Origin of the sequence: Curtobacterium phyllosphaerae (assembly GCF_049341865.1) — a bacterium.
Lineage (GTDB): Bacteria > Actinomycetota > Actinomycetes > Actinomycetales > Microbacteriaceae > Curtobacterium > Curtobacterium phyllosphaerae.
On the sequence record NZ_JBMPIU010000005.1, the window covers coordinates 121,019 to 140,844 of the forward strand.

19 protein-coding genes are annotated in these 19,826 nt (G+C 73.1%); 8 read left to right on the plus strand and 11 right to left on the minus strand.

The window, feature by feature from the left end:
• The first annotated feature begins 63 nt into the window (after positions 1-63).
• Positions 64-1,338 carry an MFS transporter gene (locus ACO0E0_RS10620; protein ID WP_422871389.1) on the plus strand — a complete coding sequence of 425 codons (1,275 nt, stop codon included), beginning with the start codon at positions 64-66 and terminating at the stop codon, positions 1,336-1,338.
• A 95-nt stretch (positions 1,339-1,433) separates the two neighbouring features.
• On the opposite strand, the gene ACO0E0_RS10625 is transcribed toward ACO0E0_RS10620, so the two are convergent.
• The 5 genes from ACO0E0_RS10625 to ACO0E0_RS10645 all read right to left on the minus strand — a co-directional run bounded on the left by ACO0E0_RS10625 (position 1,434) and on the right by ACO0E0_RS10645 (position 7,556).
• On the minus strand, positions 1,434-2,105 hold the full coding sequence (locus ACO0E0_RS10625) for a response regulator (RefSeq protein ID WP_082473652.1): 672 nt from the start codon (positions 2,103-2,105) through the stop codon (positions 1,434-1,436).
• Positions 2,106-2,185: 80 nt separating this feature from the next.
• Complete coding sequence (locus ACO0E0_RS10630) at positions 2,186-3,511, minus strand: hypothetical protein (protein ID WP_422871390.1); 1,326 nt, start codon at positions 3,509-3,511, stop codon at positions 2,186-2,188.
• Positions 3,508-4,665 (minus strand): sensor histidine kinase, encoded by a 1,158-nt coding sequence (locus tag ACO0E0_RS10635; RefSeq protein WP_422871391.1) that lies wholly within the window; start codon positions 4,663-4,665, stop codon positions 3,508-3,510. Before ACO0E0_RS10635 ends, ACO0E0_RS10630 begins: the two co-directional genes overlap by 4 nt.
• A 177-nt stretch (positions 4,666-4,842) precedes the next feature.
• Complete coding sequence (gene metX / locus ACO0E0_RS10640; RefSeq protein ID WP_422871392.1) at positions 4,843-6,051, minus strand: homoserine O-acetyltransferase MetX; 1,209 nt, start codon at positions 6,049-6,051, stop codon at positions 4,843-4,845.
• A gap of 179 nt (positions 6,052-6,230) precedes the next feature.
• Positions 6,231-7,556 (minus strand): bifunctional o-acetylhomoserine/o-acetylserine sulfhydrylase, encoded by a 1,326-nt coding sequence (locus tag ACO0E0_RS10645; RefSeq protein ID WP_422871393.1) that lies wholly within the window; start codon positions 7,554-7,556, stop codon positions 6,231-6,233.
• Between the two features lie 189 nt (positions 7,557-7,745).
• Between ACO0E0_RS10645 and ACO0E0_RS10650 the strand changes: the two genes are divergently transcribed.
• The 6 genes from ACO0E0_RS10650 (at position 7,746) to ACO0E0_RS10675 (ending at position 12,759) form a co-directional block, all read left to right on the plus strand.
• Entirely contained in the window at positions 7,746-8,546 is an 801-nt protein-coding gene (locus ACO0E0_RS10650) for an SDR family oxidoreductase (RefSeq protein ID WP_422871394.1), read from the plus strand.
• Positions 8,547-8,586: 40 nt separating this feature from the next.
• Complete coding sequence (locus ACO0E0_RS10655; protein WP_422871395.1) at positions 8,587-9,141, plus strand: phosphoribosyltransferase; 555 nt, start codon at positions 8,587-8,589, stop codon at positions 9,139-9,141.
• On the plus strand, positions 9,138-9,863 hold the full coding sequence (locus tag ACO0E0_RS10660; protein ID WP_422871396.1) for a Type 1 glutamine amidotransferase-like domain-containing protein: 726 nt from the start codon (positions 9,138-9,140) through the stop codon (positions 9,861-9,863). The genes ACO0E0_RS10655 and ACO0E0_RS10660 overlap by 4 nt, the downstream gene beginning before the upstream one ends.
• Positions 9,860-10,564, plus strand: a complete 705-nt coding sequence (locus ACO0E0_RS10665) for a uracil-DNA glycosylase (RefSeq protein WP_422871397.1) — start codon at positions 9,860-9,862, stop codon at positions 10,562-10,564. Before ACO0E0_RS10660 ends, ACO0E0_RS10665 begins: the two co-directional genes overlap by 4 nt.
• Before the next feature lie 103 nt (positions 10,565-10,667).
• Positions 10,668-11,267 (plus strand): GNAT family N-acetyltransferase, encoded by a 600-nt coding sequence (locus ACO0E0_RS10670; RefSeq protein ID WP_422871398.1) that lies wholly within the window; start codon positions 10,668-10,670, stop codon positions 11,265-11,267.
• 52 nt (positions 11,268-11,319) lie between these two features.
• On the plus strand, positions 11,320-12,759 hold the full coding sequence (locus ACO0E0_RS10675; RefSeq protein ID WP_422871399.1) for an amidase: 1,440 nt from the start codon (positions 11,320-11,322) through the stop codon (positions 12,757-12,759).
• 74 nt (positions 12,760-12,833) lie between these two features.
• Here ACO0E0_RS10675 and ACO0E0_RS10680 read toward each other — a convergent pair whose 3' ends face one another.
• From ACO0E0_RS10680 to ACO0E0_RS10705, 6 genes are all read right to left on the minus strand, one after another.
• Positions 12,834-13,604 carry an ABC transporter ATP-binding protein gene (locus ACO0E0_RS10680; protein WP_422871607.1) on the minus strand — a complete coding sequence of 257 codons (771 nt, stop codon included), beginning with the start codon at positions 13,602-13,604 and terminating at the stop codon, positions 12,834-12,836.
• A 62-nt stretch (positions 13,605-13,666) separates the two neighbouring features.
• A complete protein-coding gene (locus tag ACO0E0_RS10685) occupies positions 13,667-14,452 on the minus strand; it encodes an ABC transporter ATP-binding protein (protein ID WP_422871400.1) in 786 nt (261 codons plus the stop codon).
• Entirely contained in the window at positions 14,449-15,447 is a 999-nt protein-coding gene (locus tag ACO0E0_RS10690; protein WP_422871401.1) for an ABC transporter permease, read from the minus strand. The genes ACO0E0_RS10685 and ACO0E0_RS10690 overlap by 4 nt, the downstream gene beginning before the upstream one ends.
• Entirely contained in the window at positions 15,444-16,397 is a 954-nt protein-coding gene (locus ACO0E0_RS10695; protein ID WP_422871402.1) for an ABC transporter permease, read from the minus strand. Before ACO0E0_RS10695 ends, ACO0E0_RS10690 begins: the two co-directional genes overlap by 4 nt.
• 23 nt (positions 16,398-16,420) lie before the next feature.
• Positions 16,421-17,929: an ABC transporter substrate-binding protein gene (locus ACO0E0_RS10700; RefSeq protein ID WP_422871403.1), complete on the minus strand. Its 1,509-nt coding sequence runs from the start codon at positions 17,927-17,929 to the stop codon at positions 16,421-16,423.
• A 57-nt stretch (positions 17,930-17,986) separates the two neighbouring features.
• Positions 17,987-18,931, minus strand: a complete 945-nt coding sequence (locus tag ACO0E0_RS10705) for an alpha/beta fold hydrolase (RefSeq protein WP_422871404.1) — start codon at positions 18,929-18,931, stop codon at positions 17,987-17,989.
• Between the two features lie 63 nt (positions 18,932-18,994).
• On the opposite strand from ACO0E0_RS10705, the gene ACO0E0_RS10710 reads away from it, so the two are divergent.
• The gene (locus tag ACO0E0_RS10710) at positions 18,995-19,801 is read left to right on the plus strand and encodes an ABC transporter ATP-binding protein (RefSeq protein WP_422871608.1); all 807 of its coding nucleotides are present in this window, start codon (positions 18,995-18,997) and stop codon (positions 19,799-19,801) included.
• Positions 19,802-19,826: the final 25 nt, after the last annotated feature.

Consider the following 19,826-nt stretch of genomic DNA (forward strand, 5'->3'; position numbering starts at 1 on the left):
CATGTCGAAGACGCACGTCGCGCGGCCACCGCACCCGTCCCTCCCGTCCGAGAGCCCAGTCACATGATCCCCCGCACGACGCATGCCCTGACCCCGAGACGCCGGACCCTGGCGCTCCTCGCGCTCGCCCTGGGCGGGTTCGCGATCGGGACGACCGAGTTCGTCGCGATGGGACTGCTGCCGAACATCGCGGCAGCCCTCCTGCCGACGCAGTACGTCGCCGACCCGGCGACCGGCATCGCGCATGCCGGGTGGCTGGTGAGCGCCTACGCGCTCGGAGTCGTCGTCGGTGCGCCGACCATCGCAGCCGCCGCGGCGAAGTACCCGCGCAAGCAGCTGCTGCTCGTCCTGCTCGTCGGGTTCACCCTCGCCACGATCGCGAGTGCCGTGCTGCCGACCTTCGGGCTCGTCGTCCTCGCCCGGTTCGTGGCGGGGCTGCCGCACGGCGCCTACTTCGGCATCGCGTCGATCGTCGCCGCGGACATCATGGGGCCGGGCAACCGCGGCAAGGGCGTCGCGATGGTCATGAGCGGTCTCACCGTCGCGAACGTCGTCGGGGTGCCCGCGGTCACGCTCATCGGGCAGGTCGCCGACTGGCGGGTCGCATACCTCGTCGTGGCCCTGCTCTTCGCGGCGACCTTCGTGTCCGTGCTCGCACTCGTGCCGCGGCAGCCGGCCGACGCGACGGCCTCGATCCGCCGCGAGCTCCGCGTGTTCCGGGTCCCGCAGGCGTGGATCGTCATGGGACTCGGGGCCGTCGGGTTCGGCGGGTTCTTCGCCGTGTACTCCTACATCTCACCGATCGTCATGCACGTGGCGAACCTGCCGGAGTCGGTGGTGCCGCTCGTGCTCGTGGTCGTCGGGCTCGGGATGACGCTCGGCAACGTCGTCGGCGGGCACTTCGTCGACCGCAGCGTCAAGCGGACCATCTACATCGGTCTGCTCGCGCTCATCGGCGCGCTGGTCGTCATCGTGCTCGCCGCGTCGAACCCGGTCGGCGTGTTCGTCGGTGCGTTCCTGCTCGGGGCGACGTCATCCGCGATCCCGCCCGCGGTGCAGATCCGGCTGATGGACGTCGCCGGGGAGTCCCGGACGATCGCGGCAGCACTGAACCACTCCGCGTTCAACGTCGGGAACAGTCTCGGCGCGTTCCTCGGAGGCGCGGCGATCGCGAGCGGGTTCGGGTACCTCGCGCCGGGTTGGATCGGGATCGTGCTCGCCGTGCTCGGCGTCGGGATCACCGCGATCAGCTACTCGGTGCAACGGCGGAGCGACCAGCGGACCGCCGTGTCCCGGACGTCGACCGGACCGATCACGGCACCGGTCCCGACGCTCTGACGGTCGCCGTCCGACGCCGCGCCCCGGGCGGGGGAGGCGATCCGCGACCGCGCGACCGCGCGACCGCCGGAGCGGGCGCGCGGCACCGTCGGCGCCTACAGCCCGTGCGGTGCGTCGGTCTGGATGATGATGCCGTCGGTGATCGCACGCTTCCGCAGGGCGACCTTCGTGCCGACGTCGAAGCCAGCCACGCGGTACTTCTCCCGGATCCGCTTGAGGTAGCTCTTCGCGGTCTCCTCGGAGATCCCGAGCTGGTACGCGACGCTCTTGACCGGTTCGCCACCGCCGTAGAGCGCCATGACGCGACGCTCCTGCGCGCTGAGCTTCGGCACGCCACCGACGTCCCCGGCGTTGAGCGCCAGGTCGAGCTCGGCGGAGATGTACGGCTCGCCGCGGTGTGCCGACCGGATCGCCTCGACGATCATCTCCGCGCCCTCGCTCTTGACGAGGTAGCCCATGGCACCGGAGGCGAGCGCTTCGCGGACCACGTTCGGCTCGGAGTAGGTGCTCATCACGACGGTGGTGACACCGGCGGTCTTGAGCGTCGAGATCTTCAGCGAGATCGGGATCGAGTCCTTGAGGTCGAGGTCGAGGAGCACGACGTCGACCGGGAACTCGGGGTTCGTCAGCAGTTCGGGCCAGGTCGTGACCGCCGCGACGAGCGTGATGTCGTCCGCGGCGCCGCGGATCCACTCGGTGAGGGCTCCGAGGAGCATGCGGTGGTCGTCGACGAGAGCGAGACGGATACGTTCCTCGGGAGCTGCCACGAGCGGCGTCCTTTCTAGGGGGTCCGGGCGATCCTACGGGGATCGTCGGCGGTGGAGGGCCAGGCGGTCAGGGTGTCGGGTCACATGGTGGGATGGCGGCTGACGACGCAGTGCACGACGACGTGCAGGACGCCGTCGCGGACGGTGTCGGTGTAGGGGCCGACGCGCTGGAGCGCGCCCCACGCCGCCGGTCCGAGTCGCCGACGCGCGACGCCCCGGGACTCGATCACCACGGGGACGTCCATCGTCTCGCTGCTCACCGGGTGGCCGGCGGTGCCGACCGGCCCGAGCGTCACCGAGACGAGTGCGTTGCCGTCGAGGGCGAGGGTCCGGCCGTCACCGACCATGAGCCACACGGCCTGCAGGAGCCCGTCCCGTTGCGACGGCGACAGGTGTCCGGCGAGCGAGGACGGGTCGGCGACGCTCACCGCGCGCCCGAGGTGGTCGGACTCGGTGATGGCGTGGTAGAGCCAGGTCTCGCGACGGCCCTCGATGAGGTGCAGGCGGAGTTCGGTGGCGAGGGACGCCGCGACCGACGACGAGCTGTCCGAGAGCGGGAGCGGGTCGGTGCCGTTCGCGACCGCGTCGAGCAGCTTCTCCGCGGCGAGGTCGAGGCGGGCGAGCTCGTCGGAGGCGAGCATGCCGACGGCGAACTGGGGTGCGTTCACGGTGCTCTGAACGAGCACGCGGTCGAGCTCCCGCTGCACGAGCTGGCGGAAGCGGTGGACGATGAACAGCGCGACGGACGGCGGCAGGATCACGAGGAACAGCATCGAGACGAGTCCGGGCAGCGTGTTCGTGGTGATCGGCGACGAGACGACGATCATGACGACGAACGCGATCCCGAGGCCGACGATCGCGATCGCCACCTCGCGTGCCGGGCGGAGGGTCGTCATGGGCAGGAGCGCGAACCCGGCCGCGATCGACGCCGTCGCGGTCTGGGCGATGTTGTGCTCCGGCCAGATCGCGATGAAGTCGAGGGCCACGACGCACGCGAGCACGAGGCAGATGAGGGTGAACGCGGTCCCGGTGAGGCGTTCGCCGTAGGTCAGCACGGTCGCGGTGACCCCGACGGCGGCGACGATGTACAGCAACCAGGCGGCCGCTGCGGCGTACGGGTCGGTGTAGTCGGTCCAGTGCACGAGGAACACCGCGATCCCGAACGCGGCTTCGAGTCCGGTGAGCACGGCAGCGCCGACCCCCAGGTGTCCGGTGCCGAGCGACGGCCCGGGCTGCGCGGCCTGCCGGAGCGACCGCGCGCCGGTGGAGGTCGACGGCAGCCCCCGAGCCTGTCGGCGGTCGGTGCCCTTCGCGCGCTCCCGGGCCTCGCGGCGCGTGCGGGGCGTCGGAGCGACGGGCTGGCCGCTGATCGCGTCGCGGCCGATGGTGTCCTCCGGGATCGTCATCGGGGCGCCTCCAGGACCACGGTCGTGCCCGAACCGGGTGCGGAGAACAGGCGTGCGTCGCCGCCGACCTCACGGAGGCGGTTCACGACGCTCTCCTTGAACCCGAGACGCTCCTCGGACACGGTGCCGAGTTCGAAGCCGACGCCCGAGTCCGTCACCATGGCCCGGACCATGCTCGCGTCGTGGACGATCGTCACGTGCGCCTCCTCGACCCCGGCGTGCCGGCGGACGTTCTCGAGGCACTCGGCGAGGGCGAGCAGGAACGCGTCGAGCACGTGCGACGGCAGGAGCACCTGCCCGGTCCCGTGCCAGCTCACCTCGAGGCCCATCCGGCCGAAGCGCTGCTTGACGGACTCGAGGGTCTGCCCGAGCGGCGACTCCTCGGTCTGGGTCAGCGAGTACCCGTTCGACTCCTGGGGCTGCGGGGTCGCGCCGAGGCGGAGGTGCCGGAGCAGCCGGGCGTCCTCGGCGGCCTGTTCGCGCATCGCCTGCGCGCTGACGCCGACGCCGGAGTGCGCCAGGAGCGTGAGCGTGGCGAGGACGGTGTCGTGCAGGAGCCGAGCTCCTTGTCGACGCTGCGCCTCGGTCTCGCTGGCCTGCCGTTCGGCGCGGTGCGCGTTGCCGATCGCGAAGATGCGACGGGCGACGCGGGGGATCGACAGCGACACCCAGTAGGCGATGACGCAGGTCAGCACCCATCCGAGGACGACGCCGCCGACGGGTGCGCTCAGCACGCTCCGCGTCGTCCAGACCACCAGACCGACGGTGACGACGCCGGCCAGGACGACGAGGACGAGGAGGACCGGTCGGGCGCGCTGGGACATCACGAGCGAGGACATCCCGCCGGCTGCCAGGGGCACGATCGCCGCGGCGATGACGTAGCGGTCGGCGGTGGCGACGGACTGGGTGAACGCGACGAGGGCGCCGAGTCCGCCGATCAGCGCGAGCGGCGTCCAGTAGCGCGCACCGTTGCTCCCGTGGCCGACGAGGGCGCCGACCATGAGCGCGGTCCCGACGAGTCCGGTCGCGAGCCACGCCCCCGGGACGACGGTCGAGCAGAGCACCCCGATGACGGTGACGAGGGCGCACGCGATGCCGACGACGCGCGTCGTCGACCGGAGCAAGCGGTCGCGTTCTTGCGCGATGAGTTCCATCGATGTCCTGCGTACGGGAAGCGGAATGGCCGCACGGGGTGGTTCCTCCGTGCCGCTCAATGCTTGCACGAACGACACCTCTTCGAGGGGATCTCGAACGTTCCGGAGGCACCGTTGCGACGGAATTGTTACCCCGGAAACCCCGGATGTCCACCGAAGTGGGGACAAATCCGAGCCTTAGTCGAGCAATCGTCGAAGATGGGCGCCGACCGCGACGGACTCGATGAGGAAGCCGTCGTGCCCGTACTCGCTCTCGATCACCGCCGCTGCGTCGCCGTCCAGCGTGTCGGGCACACCGGCCGCGATCCGGTCCTGGTCCTCGACCGGGAACAGCCGGTCCGACGAGATCCCGAGGACGAGCGTGCGGGCGCGCACCCGACCGAGTGCCGCCTCCACGCCACCGCGGCCCGTCCCGACGTCGTGCGAGTCCATCGCATGCAGGAGCGTCAGGTAGGAGTCGGCGTCGAAGCGCCGCGTGAACTTGTTGCCGTGGAAGTCGAGGTAGCTCTCCACCGAGAACCGACCGTCGTCGCCGAGGGGGGAGACCTCGCTCTGCCAGCTCCGCGCGAAGCGACCGTTCAGCTCCGCCGCCGCGCGGTACGTGACGAGCGCCATCCGCCGCGCGAGCGCGAGGCCCCGGTGCGGACCGTCGCCCGGCTCGGCGTCGAAGTAGTCGCCCCCGGCGAACCCGGGGTCCATCTGGATCGCGGCGCGCTGCAGCGAGTTCGCAGCGATCTGGTCCGCGGTGGTCTGCGCCGGAGCGGAGAGCACGGCGAGCCGGTCGGCCCGGTCGGGGTTCGCGACCGCGAACTCGAGCGCGTGCATGCCGCCCATCGACCCGCCGACGACCGCCGCGAGCCGGTCGATGCCGAGTCGGTCGAGGAGCCGTGCCTGCACCCCGACCTGGTCGCGCACCGTGACGAACGGGAACCGCGAGCCCCACTCGACGCCGGACTCCCGGACCGACGACGGCCCGGTCGTGCCCTGACAGCCGCCGAGCATGTTCGGGGCGATCACGAACCAACGGTCGGTGTCGATCGCGCACCCGGGACCGACGACGTCCCCCCACCAGCCGGCGGTGCGCTGCCCCGGTCCGGCAGGGCCGGCGACGTGGGCGTCGCCGGTGAGGGCGTGGAACACCAACACGGCGTTCGACCGGTCCGGTGCGAGCTCGCCCCACGTCTCGTAGGCGATCCGGACGTCGGGGATCGTCCCGCCGCGGACCTCGGCCGCCCCGATGGACGCGAACCGGCGGTCGGCGGGAGCGTCGCCGGGGCGCCAGGCACCGGTCACCGGCGGCTTGCCGACGACCCCGCTGCCGAGCATGACGGAGCCGGGGACGAGCGTCGAGGGGACGGAGTCCTCGGGGGTCGTCTGCCAGTCCATGGTCCGTCCATCCTCCCGCCCCGCCGTCGGCGGGACCGCCATGTTACGGACGGCGGCCCGGACGTCGGCCCCGGAGCGACACGTCGGCCCGGGATCCACGCACCGGCCGCGCGCCGGCCCTGCCGGACGGGAGGGACGGTGCCAGCCGGCACCGCCCCTCCAGTCCGTCGGTCACGCTTTCAGGCGCGCGCGGCCTCGGACACTGCGCGCGCGGCGGCGAGGCCGGTCTCGAGGTCGGCCTTGAGGTCCTCGACGTTCTCGATCCCGACCGACAGGCGGACCAGCCCCGGGGTGACGCCCGTCGTCAGCTGCTGCTCGGGGGTCAGCTGCGAGTGCGTCGTCGAGGCGGGGTGGATGACGAGCGATCGGACGTCCCCGATGTTCGCCAGGTGGCTGAAGAGCGACAGCGTGTCGACGAGCGCGCGACCCGCGTCGACCCCGCCCTTGAGCTCGAACGACAGCACGGCGCCGACGCCCCGCGGCGCGTACTTGGTGGCGGCCGCGTACCAGGGACTCGTCGGCAGTCCGGCGTAGTAGACCGCGGCGACGTCAGGGTGCCGGTCGAGCCACTCGGCGATCTCCTGGGCGTTCTGCACGTGCCGCTCGATGCGGAGCGACAGGGTCTCGATGCCCTGGATGAGTGCGAACGCGGTGTCGGGGGAGTTCGACGCACCGAGGTCGCGGAGGAGCTGTACACGCGCCTTGATGACGTACGCGAGCGAATCGCCGACCGCCTCGGTGAACACCGCCCCGTGGTACGACGGGTCCGGCTCGTTCAGCTCCGGGAAGCGCTCGGCGTGCTCCGACCACCGGAACCGTCCGCCGTCGACGATGATCCCGCCGATGACGGTGCCGTGGCCGCCGAGGAACTTCGTCGCGGAGTGCACGACGATGTCGGCGCCGTGCTCGAACGGGCGGATCAGGTAGGGCGTCGCGATCGTGTTGTCGACGATGAGCGGGACACCGGCCTCGTGCGCGACGTCGGACACGGACGCGATGTCGAGCACGTTGATCTTCGGGTTGCCGATCGTCTCGGCGAAGAAGAGCTTCGTGTTCGGGCGGACCGCACGGCGCCACTCCTCCGGGTCGTCCTGGTCCTCGACGAACGTCGTGGTGATCCCGAGCTTCGCGAGCGTGTACCTGAAGAGGTTGTACGTGCCGCCGTAGATCGACGAGGACGACACGATGTGGTCACCCGCACCGGCGATGTTGAGGACGGCGTACGTCTCGGCCGCCTGACCGGAGGCGACGAGCAGCGCGCCGGAACCGCCCTCGAGCGCGGCGACCCGCTGCTCGACGACGTCGTTCGTCGGGTTCATGATCCGCGAGTAGATGTTGCCGGGCTGCGCGAGCGCGAACAGGTCGCGGGCGTGGTCCGAGTTGTCGAACACGTACGACGTCGTCTTGTAGATCGGCGTCGCCCGCGCGTTGGTCGTCGGGTCCGGCCGGGCGCCGGCGTGGATCTGGGTGGTCTCGAACCGCCAGGCGGGGGTCTGGTCGCTCATCGGGTGCTCCTGTCGGTCGCGGTCGCGTCCGGGGCGCTCCCGGACGGGAGGGACGGCGCGCCCTCGCGTGTCGGCAACGGTATGCCCGTGGTCGGGTCGGGACAACGGCTGCTGTCAGGCGACGTAACACGGGGTCGGTAGCGTTGGCGGGGGCGGCTGATGCCGCTGCCCGACGACGATGGAGGCAGCATGACGGCACGACGCGCAGTGGTCACGGGAGCGAGTTCGGGGATCGGGGCCGCGACGGTCCGGGTGTTCCGCGCCCGGGGGTGGGACGTGGTCGCCGTCGCACGTCGGGCAGACCGGCTGGCCGCGCTCGCCGCGGAGACGGACTGCGACCCGTTCGTCGCGGACGTCACCGACCCGACCGCCGTCGCGGCGCTCGCGGTCCGGGTGGGCGAGCTCGGCGGTGTGGACGTCCTCGTCAACAACGCGGGCGGCGCCCTCGGGTCCGCCAGCGTCGAGGAGTCCGACGTCGAGGACTGGCGCCGGATGTTCGAGGTGAACGTGCTCGGCACGAAGCAGGTCACCGCGGCGCTGCTCCCGCACCTCAGGGCGCGTGCGTCCACGACCGGGAACGCGGACGTCGTCACCGTCACGAGCACCGCCGGGACCGTGTTCTACGAGAACGGCGGTGGCTACAACGCCGCGAAGGCCGCCGAGCACGCCCTGGTCGGCGTGCTCCGCCTCGAGCTGAGCGGCGAGCCGATCCGGGTCGTCGAGATCCTGCCCGGCATGGTCCGGACCGAGGAGTTCGCACTCGTCCGGTTCGGCGGCGACCGGGCGAAGGCCGATGCCGTCTACGCGGGCGTCGAGGACCCGCTCTCCGCCGAGGACGTCGCCGAGTCCATCGTGCACGCCGTGGAGCTCCCCGCCCACGTCAACCTCGACCAGGTGACGATCCGGCCGGTGGCGCAGTCGGCGCAGCACAAGGTCGCCCGCGGTCCGCTGCGCGTCAGCGGGCCCCTGCCGGTCGACCGCGAGCAGTAGGCGGCTTCGCGGCGGCGAGTGCGGACGGTACCGTGGTCGGATGCCGATCCAGCCCGAGCCGACCGACGCGTCCACGCCCCCGTCCGAGGACCTCGTCCCCGCGTCGGCACCCAGTCCGGGGCCCGAGGTCCTCGGTTGGCTCGAGTTCGGTGATGCGGCCCGACTCCTCGCCCAGGACGTCCTCGACAGCGGGTTCGTGCCGGACGTGGTCGTCGCCGTGGCCCGCGGCGGGCTGCTCATCGGCGGGGCGGTCGCGTACGCCCTCGACACGAAGATGTGCGGGTCGATCAACGTCGAGTTCTACTCCGACGTCGAACAGCGTCTCGCGGCGCCCGTCGTCCTGCCGCCGGCACTCGACGCCCCGAGCCTCGCCGGCCGGAAGGTCCTCGTCGTCGACGACGTCTCGGACAGCGGCCGGACCCTCGCGCTCGTCGTCGACATCGTCCGCGACGCCGGGGCCGACGTCCGGAGTGCCTGCCTGTACAGCAAGCCCGGCACCGTCCTCGAGCCGGACCACGTGTGGCGTCGGGTGGACGGCTGGATCACGTTCCCGTGGAGCGCGATGCCGCCCGTCACGGCGGAGGTCGGCGCATGAGCATCCACCTGGTCGGCGGCGGTGTCGGATCGGCGCAGGCGGCCGAGGTCTACGGGGCGTTCGTCGCCGAGTGCGCCGTGCGGGGGAGCCGTGTCGGCCGGCCCCGTCCGCGGATCGCCGTGCTCGGCGTCGGGTTCCGTCTGGGTTTCCGACCCTTCGCCGCGCACATCCGCTCGGCGGGTGACGCCGACGTGGTGCTCACCGTCGTGCCCGAGGGCGGCGCGTTCGACACCACGGTCCTGAGCGACGTCGACGGTCTCGTGGTCGCCGGGGGAGCGACGCCCCACTACCTGACCGCGGTCGCGCCGCTCGTCGACCAGGTCCGGCTGCTCGTCGCCGACGCGCTGCCGTACCTCGGGTACTCTGCCGGCGCGATGATCGCCGCGGACCGGGCGCTCCTCGGCGGCTGGCGGATCGGCGGCGTGCCCGTCTGCCCCGAGCGGGCGAACGAGGGCCTCGACGAGGTCGTCCTCGCGGAGGGCCTCGGGCTCGTCGACCTGACGATCGACGTCCACGCGGTGCAGTCCGGGACCCTCGCGCGTCTCGTCGCCGCGGCCGAGGCGGGCTTCGTGACCGCCGGCCTCGCGATCGACGAGGACACCGTGCTCATCGTCGGCGAGGGTGCGCTCGAGGTCCGTGGCACGGGCAGCGTGTGGCGGGTCGTCGCGGCGGAGGAGTCCGAGGGCGACCAGTTCGTCTCGGTCGCGACGCTCGGCGCATGAGCGACGCCACCGCCCGGCACCCGCGCCCGCTCGCGGAGCTCGTCGACCCGGGGTGGGCGCGGGCACTGGCCCCGGTCGAGGACGACGTGCACGCGCTCGGCGCGTGGCTCGCCGCGGAGCAGGCCGCGGGTCGGCCCTACCTGCCCGCCGGCGCCGCCGTGCTCCGAGCGTTCGAGTACCCGTTCGACGAGGTCCGGGTGCTCGTGGTCGGCCAGGACCCGTACCCGACGCCCGGGCACCCCATCGGGCTGTCCTTCGCCGTCGACCCCGGGGTGCGGCCGCTCCCACGGTCGTTGGCCAACGTCTACCGCGAACTGCACGACGACCTCGGCGTGACGCCGCCGGAGCACGGGGACCTCCGTCCGTGGTCCTCTCGCGGCGTGATGCTCCTCAACCGGGTGCTGACCGTCCGCGCCGGTGATGCCGGGTCGCACCGCGGCAAGGGCTGGGAGCGTGTCACGGAGCAGGCCGTCCGCGCGCTCGTCGCCCGGGGCACGCCCCTCGTCGCCGTGCTGTGGGGTGCGCAGGCCGCGTCGGTCAAGCCGTTCCTCGGCGACACCCCGACGGTCGAGTCGGCGCACCCGAGTCCGCTCTCCGCACGGCGTGGGTTCTTCGGGTCGCGCCCGTTCTCGCGGGTGGACGAGCTGCTCGTCGCGCAGGGTGCCGAACCGGTCGACTGGTCGCTGCCGGCGTCGGTCTGAGACGTCCGGAGATGCGGTGCGGGCGCGGGTCGCGCCTCCGGTCCGCCGCTGGTCGTAGGCTCGGACGCGCTGCGCGACCGCGCGGCCTGGAGGGACGGCGCAGGTGCTCGAAGAGGAATACCAGCCACGCAGGCGGTTGCCGCGGCACCTCCGGCCCCCGGTCGAACCGGAAGCGGCGTTCACCTGGACGATCCGGGCGGCCCGGCCGACGGACCTGCCGGACGTCCGCGAGATCCACGCGCACTACGTCCGGAACTCCTCGGTGACGTTCGACGGTGCGGCGCTCTCGTTCGCGGCCTGGAAACGCCGGTACGACGACGTGCGTCGCCGGGCCCTGCCGTTCCTCGTGGCGGAGAACCCGTCCGGACAGATCCTCGGGTACGCGCTGGTGACGCCGTGGAACGCGCGGGACCGGTCGAACCGCACGGTGGAGGACTCGATCTACCTCGGACCGGCGTCCGGCGGCAAGGGGCTCGGGCGGGCGCTCCTGACCGCGCTCGTCGAGGAGTGCCGGTCGTCCGGCGTGCGCGAGGTCGTCGCGGTGATCGCGGACCGGTCGGCCGAGGCGTCGATCCGGCTGCACGCACGGCTCGGCTTCGTCGAGACGGGGCGGATGGCGCGCGTCGGGTACAAGTACGAGCGGTGGCTCGGCACGGTGACGATGCAGTTGCGGCTCCGTGCCACGCGGCGCCCGTCCCGGTAGCCCCGCTGGCCCCCCTGCCCCGGCCGTACGGGCGCCGGTAGGCTCGGGGACCGTGTTCGAACTCCACCACCTGAGCGCGCAGGACCTGTGGGACTGGATCCACCGGGGGGAGTCCACGCCCGCGGAGGTCGCCGACCACTACCTCGCGAGGATCGAGCGGCTCGACCAGGAGCTGCACGCGTTCACCCGGGTGACCGCCGGCCGGGCGCGGGAGCGAGCGGGCCACCTCGCCGAGCTGGTCCCGACGTCACGGGCGCTCTGGGGCCTCCCGAGCGCGGACAAGGACCTGTACGACCGCACCGGACTCCCGACCCGCGCCGGGTCCCGGTCGACCCCGGACCTGCCGGCGACCGACGACCATCCGCTGGTCCGTGCCCTCGACGACGCCGGCACGGTGAGCCTCGGACGGACCGCGACCCCGGAGTTCGGCCTCTCCTCGACGACCGAGTCGCTGCTCGAGGGCCCGACCCGCAACCCGTACGACCGGACGCGGAGCCCTGGCGGGTCGAGCGGCGGTGCGGCGACGGCGGTGGCCGCCGGACTCGTGCCGGTCGCCGTCGGGTCGGACGGCGGCGGGTCGGTGCGGATCCCCGCCGCGGCCACCGGGCTCGTCGGCCTGAAGCCCTCGCGCGGGCGCGTCCCCGCGATGCCCGGACGGAGCGGTCTCGGCGGCCTCGTCGTCGCCGGACCCCTCGCGCGGTCGGTCGCCGACGCGGCCCTCGTGCTCGACGCCCTCGTCGCGCCGACCGGCGTCCGTCCGCCCGCGCACGCCGCGCTCCGGACCCCGGACGAGGGCGACGGTCCGTTCCTGTCGTCGGCGGTCCGCGGCGAGGGCCGGTTCACGATCGGCGTCCTCGACGGTTCGCCGTGGGACGACGCGGTCGACATCGACCAGGACCCGGCGGCCCGTGCGGCGGTCGCGGCGACGACGACGCTCCTCGACGCGATCGGACACGGCCTCGAACCCGTGCCGATGCCCCGCACCGAGTACGCCAGGTGGTTCCGGGTGGCGTGGCAGGCGTCCGCGGCACGGATCCCGGACGTCCCGGGACTCGACCTCGCGCAGCTGGAACCCCTCACCGCCTGGCTCGTGGATCGCGGTCGGGCACTCACCGGCGTGCAGGTGCTCGAGGCGATGGCGGGCCTCGACGCGTTCTCGGCCGCACTCATCGCCGCCTTCGACCCCTTCGACGCGGTGCTGACCCCGACCCTGGCGATGCCGCCGCGCCCGCTCGGCTGGTACTCCGAGGACCCGGAGCGGAACTTCGCCGACCAGTGCCGGTACTCGCCCTGGACGTCGATGTGCAACGTCGCCGGACTCCCGGCGATCTCGCTCCCGGTGTCGACCGTGGCCGGGGACGGTCCGGACGCCGGGCTGCCGATGGGCGTGCAGCTGATCGGCCGCCCCGGTGGCGAGCGGACCCTGCTGTCGATCGGCGCGCAGCTCGAGCGCCGCGTCCGGTGGCAGCGGCGCCATCCACCCGGATGGTGAGCACCCGCGCGGTGCGCTCCCGCGCGGTGCGCTCCCGCGCGGTGCGCTCCACCCATCTGTCGCTGCGGGGGCGCTTACGGCAGCGTCGGGGCGGCCTCCACCAGGGCACGGGTCACCGGGTGCGTCGGCGCGTCGAGGAGTGACACCGGACCCTGCTCGACGATCCGGCCCGCGGACATCACCGCCACCCGGTCGCAGAGCCGCTGCACGACGCCGATGTCGTGCGAGACGATCACCATCGTCAGTCCGAGGTCGACCGCGAGCCCGTCGAGCAGCTCGATGATCCGCGCCCGCACCACGACGTCGAGCGCCGACATCGGCTCGTCCCCGACCAGGATGTGCGGCGCGTGCACCACGGCCCGGGCGATCGCGATGCGCTGTCGCTGTCCGCCGGAGAACTCGTGCGGGTACCGGTCGATCGCGTCCGGGGGCAGGTCGACCCGCGCGAGGGCGGCCGTCACGAGGGCGCGGTGGTCACCGGCGACGCGGAGTGCCCGCAGCGGTTCGGCGACGATCGTGCCGACGCGCATCCGCGGATCGAGCGACGCGTACGGGTCCTGGAACACGATCCCGGTCCGTTCCCGGAACCAGCGCATCGACCGCGTGGACCCCCTGGCGTCGACCGGACGCCCGGCCGCGGTCACGGTGCCCGTGGTCGGCGCCTCGATGCCGGTGAGCAGCCGGACGAGGGTCGACTTGCCCGAACCGGACTCCCCGACGATCCCGAGCCGCGCCCCGACCGGGACCACGAGGTCGACGTCGGCGACGGCCGTGCGGACCGCGCCGGGTTCGAACGGGCTGCGCCGGGGGAGCCGGTAGGTGCGCGAGACGCCGAGCGCCGCCAACGCCGCCGCATGGGTGCGGTGCGGGTCCGCCGGCGGGACCGCGCCCGGCAGCTCGTCCTCGGTCACGCGGTCCTCCTCGCGGTCGCCCGGGCCGCCGCGACGAGTGCCGCCGTCGCGGGGTGCTCCGGGCGAGACAGCAGCGTCGCGACGGGCCCGGACTCGACCACGCGGCCCTCGTCGAGCACCACCACGGTGTCCGCGATCCTGGCGAGCACCGCGAGGTCGTGCGTCACGAAGAGGAGCCCCGTGCCGCGCTCCGCGGAGACGGTCCGGAACAGGTCGAGGATCCGGGCCTCGGTCGTGACGTCGAGCGCGGTGGTCGGTTCGTCGGCGACCAGGAACCCCGGGTCCGCGGCCAACGCCATCGCGATGCAGACCCGTTGTCGCTGTCCGCCGGAGAGCTGGTGCGGGTACTGCCGGAGGAGCACGTCGGGGTCCGGCAGGCCGACGGACCCGGCGAGCGAGACCGCTGCGCCCCACCCGTCCCGACGGTCGAGGCCCCGGTGCAGCCGGACCGGCTCGACGATCTGCGCGCCGACTCGCCGGAGCGGGTCGAGCGCCGTGCCCGGTTCCTGGAACACCATGCCGACGCGCGCGCCGCGGAACGCCGCCCGGGCGCGGTCCGGCAGCCCGACGAGTTCCCGCCCGTCGACCCGGATGCTCCCGGTGACGACGGCGTCCGGCGGGGTGAGCCCCATGATCGCGAGCGCCGTCATGGACTTGCCGGAGCCCGAGGCGCCGATCACCCCGACCCGCCCGCCGGCGGGCACCTCGAGCGAGACGTCGTCGAGGACGGTCCGGTCGCCGATCCGGACACCGAGCCCGTCGAGCTGCAGTCCGTCGGTCATCCGCGTCCCTCCGTCGTCGGCCATCCGGGACCGGCCGCCGGATCCGGGACGCCGGACGCGACCGCGCGCGCTCCGGGCGTCCCTGGCGGTGTCGTGCCGTGCCTCCCGTCCGACGACGCGGAGCGCCCGGCCAACCGGGGGTCGGTCGCGTCCCGCACCGCGTCGCCGAGCAGCGACAGCGCCACCACGACGAGCGCGATCGCCGCACCCGGCCAGGTCGCGCTCCACGGATGGACGCCGATGTACGTCTGGAGGTCGGACAGGAGGCTGCCCCAGGACGCCGTCGACGACGACGCGCCGTAGCCGAGGTAGGACAGGCCGGCCTCGGCGAGGACCGCCGTCGCCATCCCGAGCGAGAGCTGCACGGTGAAGAGCGGCGCCGCGTTCGGGACGAGGTGGCGGAACAGCACACCGCCCGGCCCGACACCCGCGGCGCGGGCCGCCGTGACGTAGTCGGTGCGGGCGAGGCGACGGATCTCCCCACGGGCGACCCGGGCGATCGTCACGCCGAAGCTCAGCCCGACGGAGACGATCACGACGCCGAGCGAACCGCCGAGGACCGCGGTCAGGAGCATCGCCGTGAGGAGCGTCGGGAACGCGACGAGGATGTCGAGGAGGACGGCCATGCCCTCACGCACCCACCGGGCGGTGAGCGACCCGACCGCGGTGAGGACGATGCCGACGACGCTGGCGATCACCCCCGAGCCGACCGCGACGAACACCGCCGTCCGCGACCCGGCGAGGACGTAGCTCGCGATGTCCCGCCCGATGCCGTCGGTCCCGAACCAGTGCGCCGCGCTCGGCGGCTCCCACTGGTGGAACGGGTCGGTGTCGAACGGGTCGTACGGGGTCCAGAACGTCGCGACGATGGCGGCGACGACGAGCAGCACGAGCACCACCACGGCGAACGCGCCCGACGGGCGAGCGACGAGGCGCTGGAGGAACCCGGGCCCGCGCGTCGCGGTGCGTCGGCGTGCGCGGTCGGACGCCGTCACGACCCCGACTCCCGCTGTCGAGGATCGAGGGCCCGGTGCGCGACGTCCACCGCGAAGCCGACCACGAGCACCAGCCCGGTGAGCACGAGCAGCTCGGACTGCACCTTCGTGAGGTCGCGCCGTCCGACGTCGGCGACGAGCATCCGGCCGATCCCGGGGAGCGAGAACAGCTGCTCGACGACGACCGCGCCGACGAGGAGGCCGGCGATCTGCACCCCGAGCACGGCGAGCACGGTCAGCGACACCGACGGCAGTCCGTGCCGGACGAGCGCCTGCCGCCGGGTCAACCCGACGGCGGCGGCGGTCCGCAGGTGGTCCGCGTCGAGCACGGACAGGGTCGCCGAGCGGGTGAAGCGGAGGATCACGGCACCCTCGACCGCACCGATCGTCAGCGCGGGGAGGAGCAGTGCGTCGAACGCCCGGGCCGGGGACGCCCAACCGTCGAGCGGGAACCCCTGCGTCGGCAGCAGGTGCAGCGTCACCGCGAACAGGGCGACGAGGAGCATGCCGGCCCAGACGACCGGGACCGCCGCGACGGCCTGGGCGACGAACGAGATCGCGACGCCGGTCGGCCGACGACGGAGCACCGCCGCGACGACGCCGAGCGGCATCCCGATGACGAGTGCGAACCCGAGCGACAACCCGGCGAGGGGCAGTGTGACGGCGAGCTTCTGGGCGACCTGCGGGGCGACCGCACCGCCGGTGACGAGGGAGCGGCCGAGGTCGCCGCGCACCAGCCCGCCGATCCAGTCGAGGTACTGCACCGCCACCGGCCGGTCGAGCCCGAGCTGCTGCCGGATCGCGGCGATCTGCGCCGGCGTCGACTGCGTGCCCGCGACGACCTGTGCCACGTCCCCCGGGAGCACCCGCAGCGTCGCGAACACGATCATGCTCGCGACGAGCAGGCCGACTGCGAGGAGCAGCAGCCGACCGAGGAGGAACCGGGTCACGGAGGCAAGCCTAGGGCGACGGGTCAGCCGGTCACGGCGAGGTTCGCGAGGTCGAGCCGCGTCGTGGTCGAGTTCGTCGGGAACCCGGTCACGCCGTCGCGCACGGCGGTGATCGTCGTGGCGGTGTACAGCCACTCGCCGGCCGCGTCCTCGCTGACGATCCGCGCCGCCGCAGCGAGGTCCTTCGCCTTCTCGGTGGTGTCCGTCGTCGCCAACGAGGCCTTGTACAGCCGCTGCACCTCGGGGTTGTCGTACCCGAAGTAGTACTCCGGGTTGGCCCAGTTGCCGAAGTCCCGGGTCTCGGTGTGGTTCACCATGCTGAGGTCGAACTGCTTGTCCTGGAACACCTGGTCGAGCCAGGTCGAGAAGTCCACGCGCTTCACCGTCAGCGTGATCCCGACCTTCGCCAGCTGCGACGTGAGGACGTCGCCGATCGTCGTCGGGTAGATGTTCGCGTAGGTCAGCGTCAGGTCGAGGTCGGTCGCACCGGCCTGCTTCAGGAGCTTCCGGGCGTCCGCGGGGTCGTACCCGTCGATGGAGGTCAGGTCCTGGTACCCGGGGTCGAGCGCCGGGATCGGTCCGCCCTGCGGGACGCCTGTCCCGCCGATGGCCCGGATGAGCGCCTTCGGGTCGATGGCCTCACGGATCGCCTTCCGGACGCGGATGTCGGTGAAGGGCGCCTTGGCGTCGTTGAAGGCGAGTGTGTACTTGTCCGTGGTCTTGCCGGTGTGCAGGGTGATCCCGTCGGCACCCTGGAGTTGGCCCTTCAGCGTGCCGTCGACGGCGGTCTCGACGTCGAGGTCCCCGTTCGCCATCGCGTTGACGGCGGTCGAGGGCTGCGTGATGTACCGGAACACGACCTTCGCGACCTTGGCCTTCGTGCCCCAGTAGTCGGCGTTCCGGCTGAGCGTCAGGGCGTCGCCCTGCTTCCAGCTCGCGACGTCGAACGGACCCGTCCCGTTCGCGGTGTCGGACATGTCGTTGCGGGCGGCCTGCTCGAGCACCACCCCGGCGCGGCCGGTGAGGTTGAAGAGCAGGTCGGAGTCCGGCTGCGCGAGGGTGATCACGACGGTGGAGTCGTCGGGTGCGGAGACGTCGGTCACGGCTGCGAGGTCGCCGGCGTCGACGTAGGTGGAGCTCTTCCGGAAGTCGTCGAGGCTCCAGACGACGTCGGCCGCGGTGAGCTTCGTACCGTCCTGGAACCGGATGCCGTCGTGCAGTCGGAACGTGTAGGTCAGGCCGTCGGCGGAGACGTCGTGCGACGCGGCGAGGACGTTCCGGATGCCGCCGTTCTGCGTGCGCCCCACGAGGCCCTGGTACACGTTGTCGATGAGCACCTGGTCGAGGGCGTTGCCGGACTGGGTGCGGATGTCGAGGCTCGTCGGCTCGAGCACGAGTCCGACACGGACGGTTGCGTCGCGGCCGCCGGTGGGGCCGTCGGAGGTGGAACCGGAGCAACCGGAGAGGGCCAGGACGGTGGCCGTCGCGATCGCGATCGCCGCGACGACGGGCCTCGTCAGGGTTCGTGACATGACATCGAGCGTACTGGAGCGGGAACGACGCCCCGTGCGACGGGCGTCACACTGCGGTCACAGTCCGTTCGCGGTCCGCCACGACCGGATGGCCGTCGCGAGGGCGACCGGCGCCTGGGTCTGCACGGCGTGCCGGGAGTGCACCGTGGCCACCGTCGCGTCCGGCAGCCGGTCGGCGAACTCCCGGGCCAGCTTCGGCGAGACGTAGCCGCGATCGCCTCTGACGAGCAGCAGGGGCACCGTCAGCCCGGTCAGGTCCGGCCATGCGTCGGCGAACCGCCCGATGCTCGCGTGCACGTCGTCGGGCAGGTGCGGGAAGTGGTGACGACGGACCCGTCGTCCGCGCTCGTCGAGGCGGGTCGAGTGCCGGGCCTCCCGCGTGAGGGCGCCCCGTTCCTCGCCGAGCCGGGCCGCCAGCGCGTGCTCGACGAACGCGTCGAGGTCGGCGTGGTCCGGTTCCACTTCGAGTGCCCGCACGATCCGGTCCACCGCGCGCTGCGTGAAGTCCGGCGACATGTCGACGAGCACGAGACCGGCGACCTGTTCGGGTGCGAGCGCGGCGATGCGTGCGGCGACGATCGCGCCGAGGGAGTGGCCGACGAGCACGCCCCGCGGCGCGCCGAGGGACCGCAGGGCGGCGAGGACGTCCGGCGCCACGGTGTCGGCCGAGTAGTCGGCGTCCGACCGCCAGGCCGAGCGTCCGTGGCCCGGCAGGTCGATCGCGAGCGCCGGTGTCCCGCCGGCGACGATCGTCTCGTCGAACGAGCGCGCCTCGATGCCGACGCCGTGGAGGAAGGTCACCGGGGCGGCGGTGTCCGGGGCGGCGGTGCCCGGGGCGTCCCACCGGACCGCGGACACGGAACGTCCGCCACGGGTCGGGACGGTCAGCCGGGAGGGCCGGGGCGGGTCGTCGACGCCGAGTCGCGCCGCCAGGGCGGGGACGTCGGCGAACTCGTCCGGTTCGGGATCCGGGACGGGGTGCGGCTCGGGAGCGGTCGGCACGGCACCATCCTGGCAGGTGCAGGGGCGCGTGCCATACTCGGTCGGGTGACCGCCCCGACGTGCATGCTCGCCGCCCGCGGGCTCCGTCTCGGCTACGACGACCGGATCGTCGTCGAGGACCTCGACGTCGACATCCCGGACGGCGGTCTCACCGTCATCGTCGGCCCGAACGCGAGCGGCAAGTCGACGCTCCTCAAGGCCCTCGCCCGGACGCTGACACCGACGGCCGGCACGGTGTTCGTCGACGGTGCCCCGATCCGGTCACTCCGCTCGAAGGCGGTCGCGCGGCGGATCGCGATGCTGCCGCAGGACCCGATCGCCCCGGAGGGCATCACCGTCCGCGACCTGGTGTCCCGCGGCCGGTTCCCGCACCAGGACGTCTGGCACCCGTCGAGCGGCGACGACCGGCGCGCGGTCAAGGACGCGCTCGAGCAGACGAACACGCAGGACCTCGCCGACCGTGGCGTCGACGAGCTCTCCGGCGGCCAGCGCCAACGGGTCTGGATCGCGATGGTGCTCGCGCAGGAGACCGAGGTCGTGCTCCTCGACGAGCCGACGACGTTCCTCGACATCGCCCACCAGTACGACGTCCTCGAACTCGCGGCGGCCCTGCACGCGGCGGGTCGCACGGTCGTGGCGGTGCTCCACGACCTGAACCAGGCGGCCCGCTACGCCACGAACGTCATCGCGATGGACCACGGCCGGATCGTCGCCGAGGGGCCCGCGGACGTCGTGGTGACCGCCGACCTCGTGGAGCGGGTGTTCGGGCTGCCCTGCGTCGTGATCCCGGACCCGGAGACCGGGACGCCGCTCGTCGTCCCGCGTGCCGGGACCGCGCGCCGCGACACGATGCGCACGCCGTCCCGCTGACCGCAGCCGAGGCGGAACGACCCCG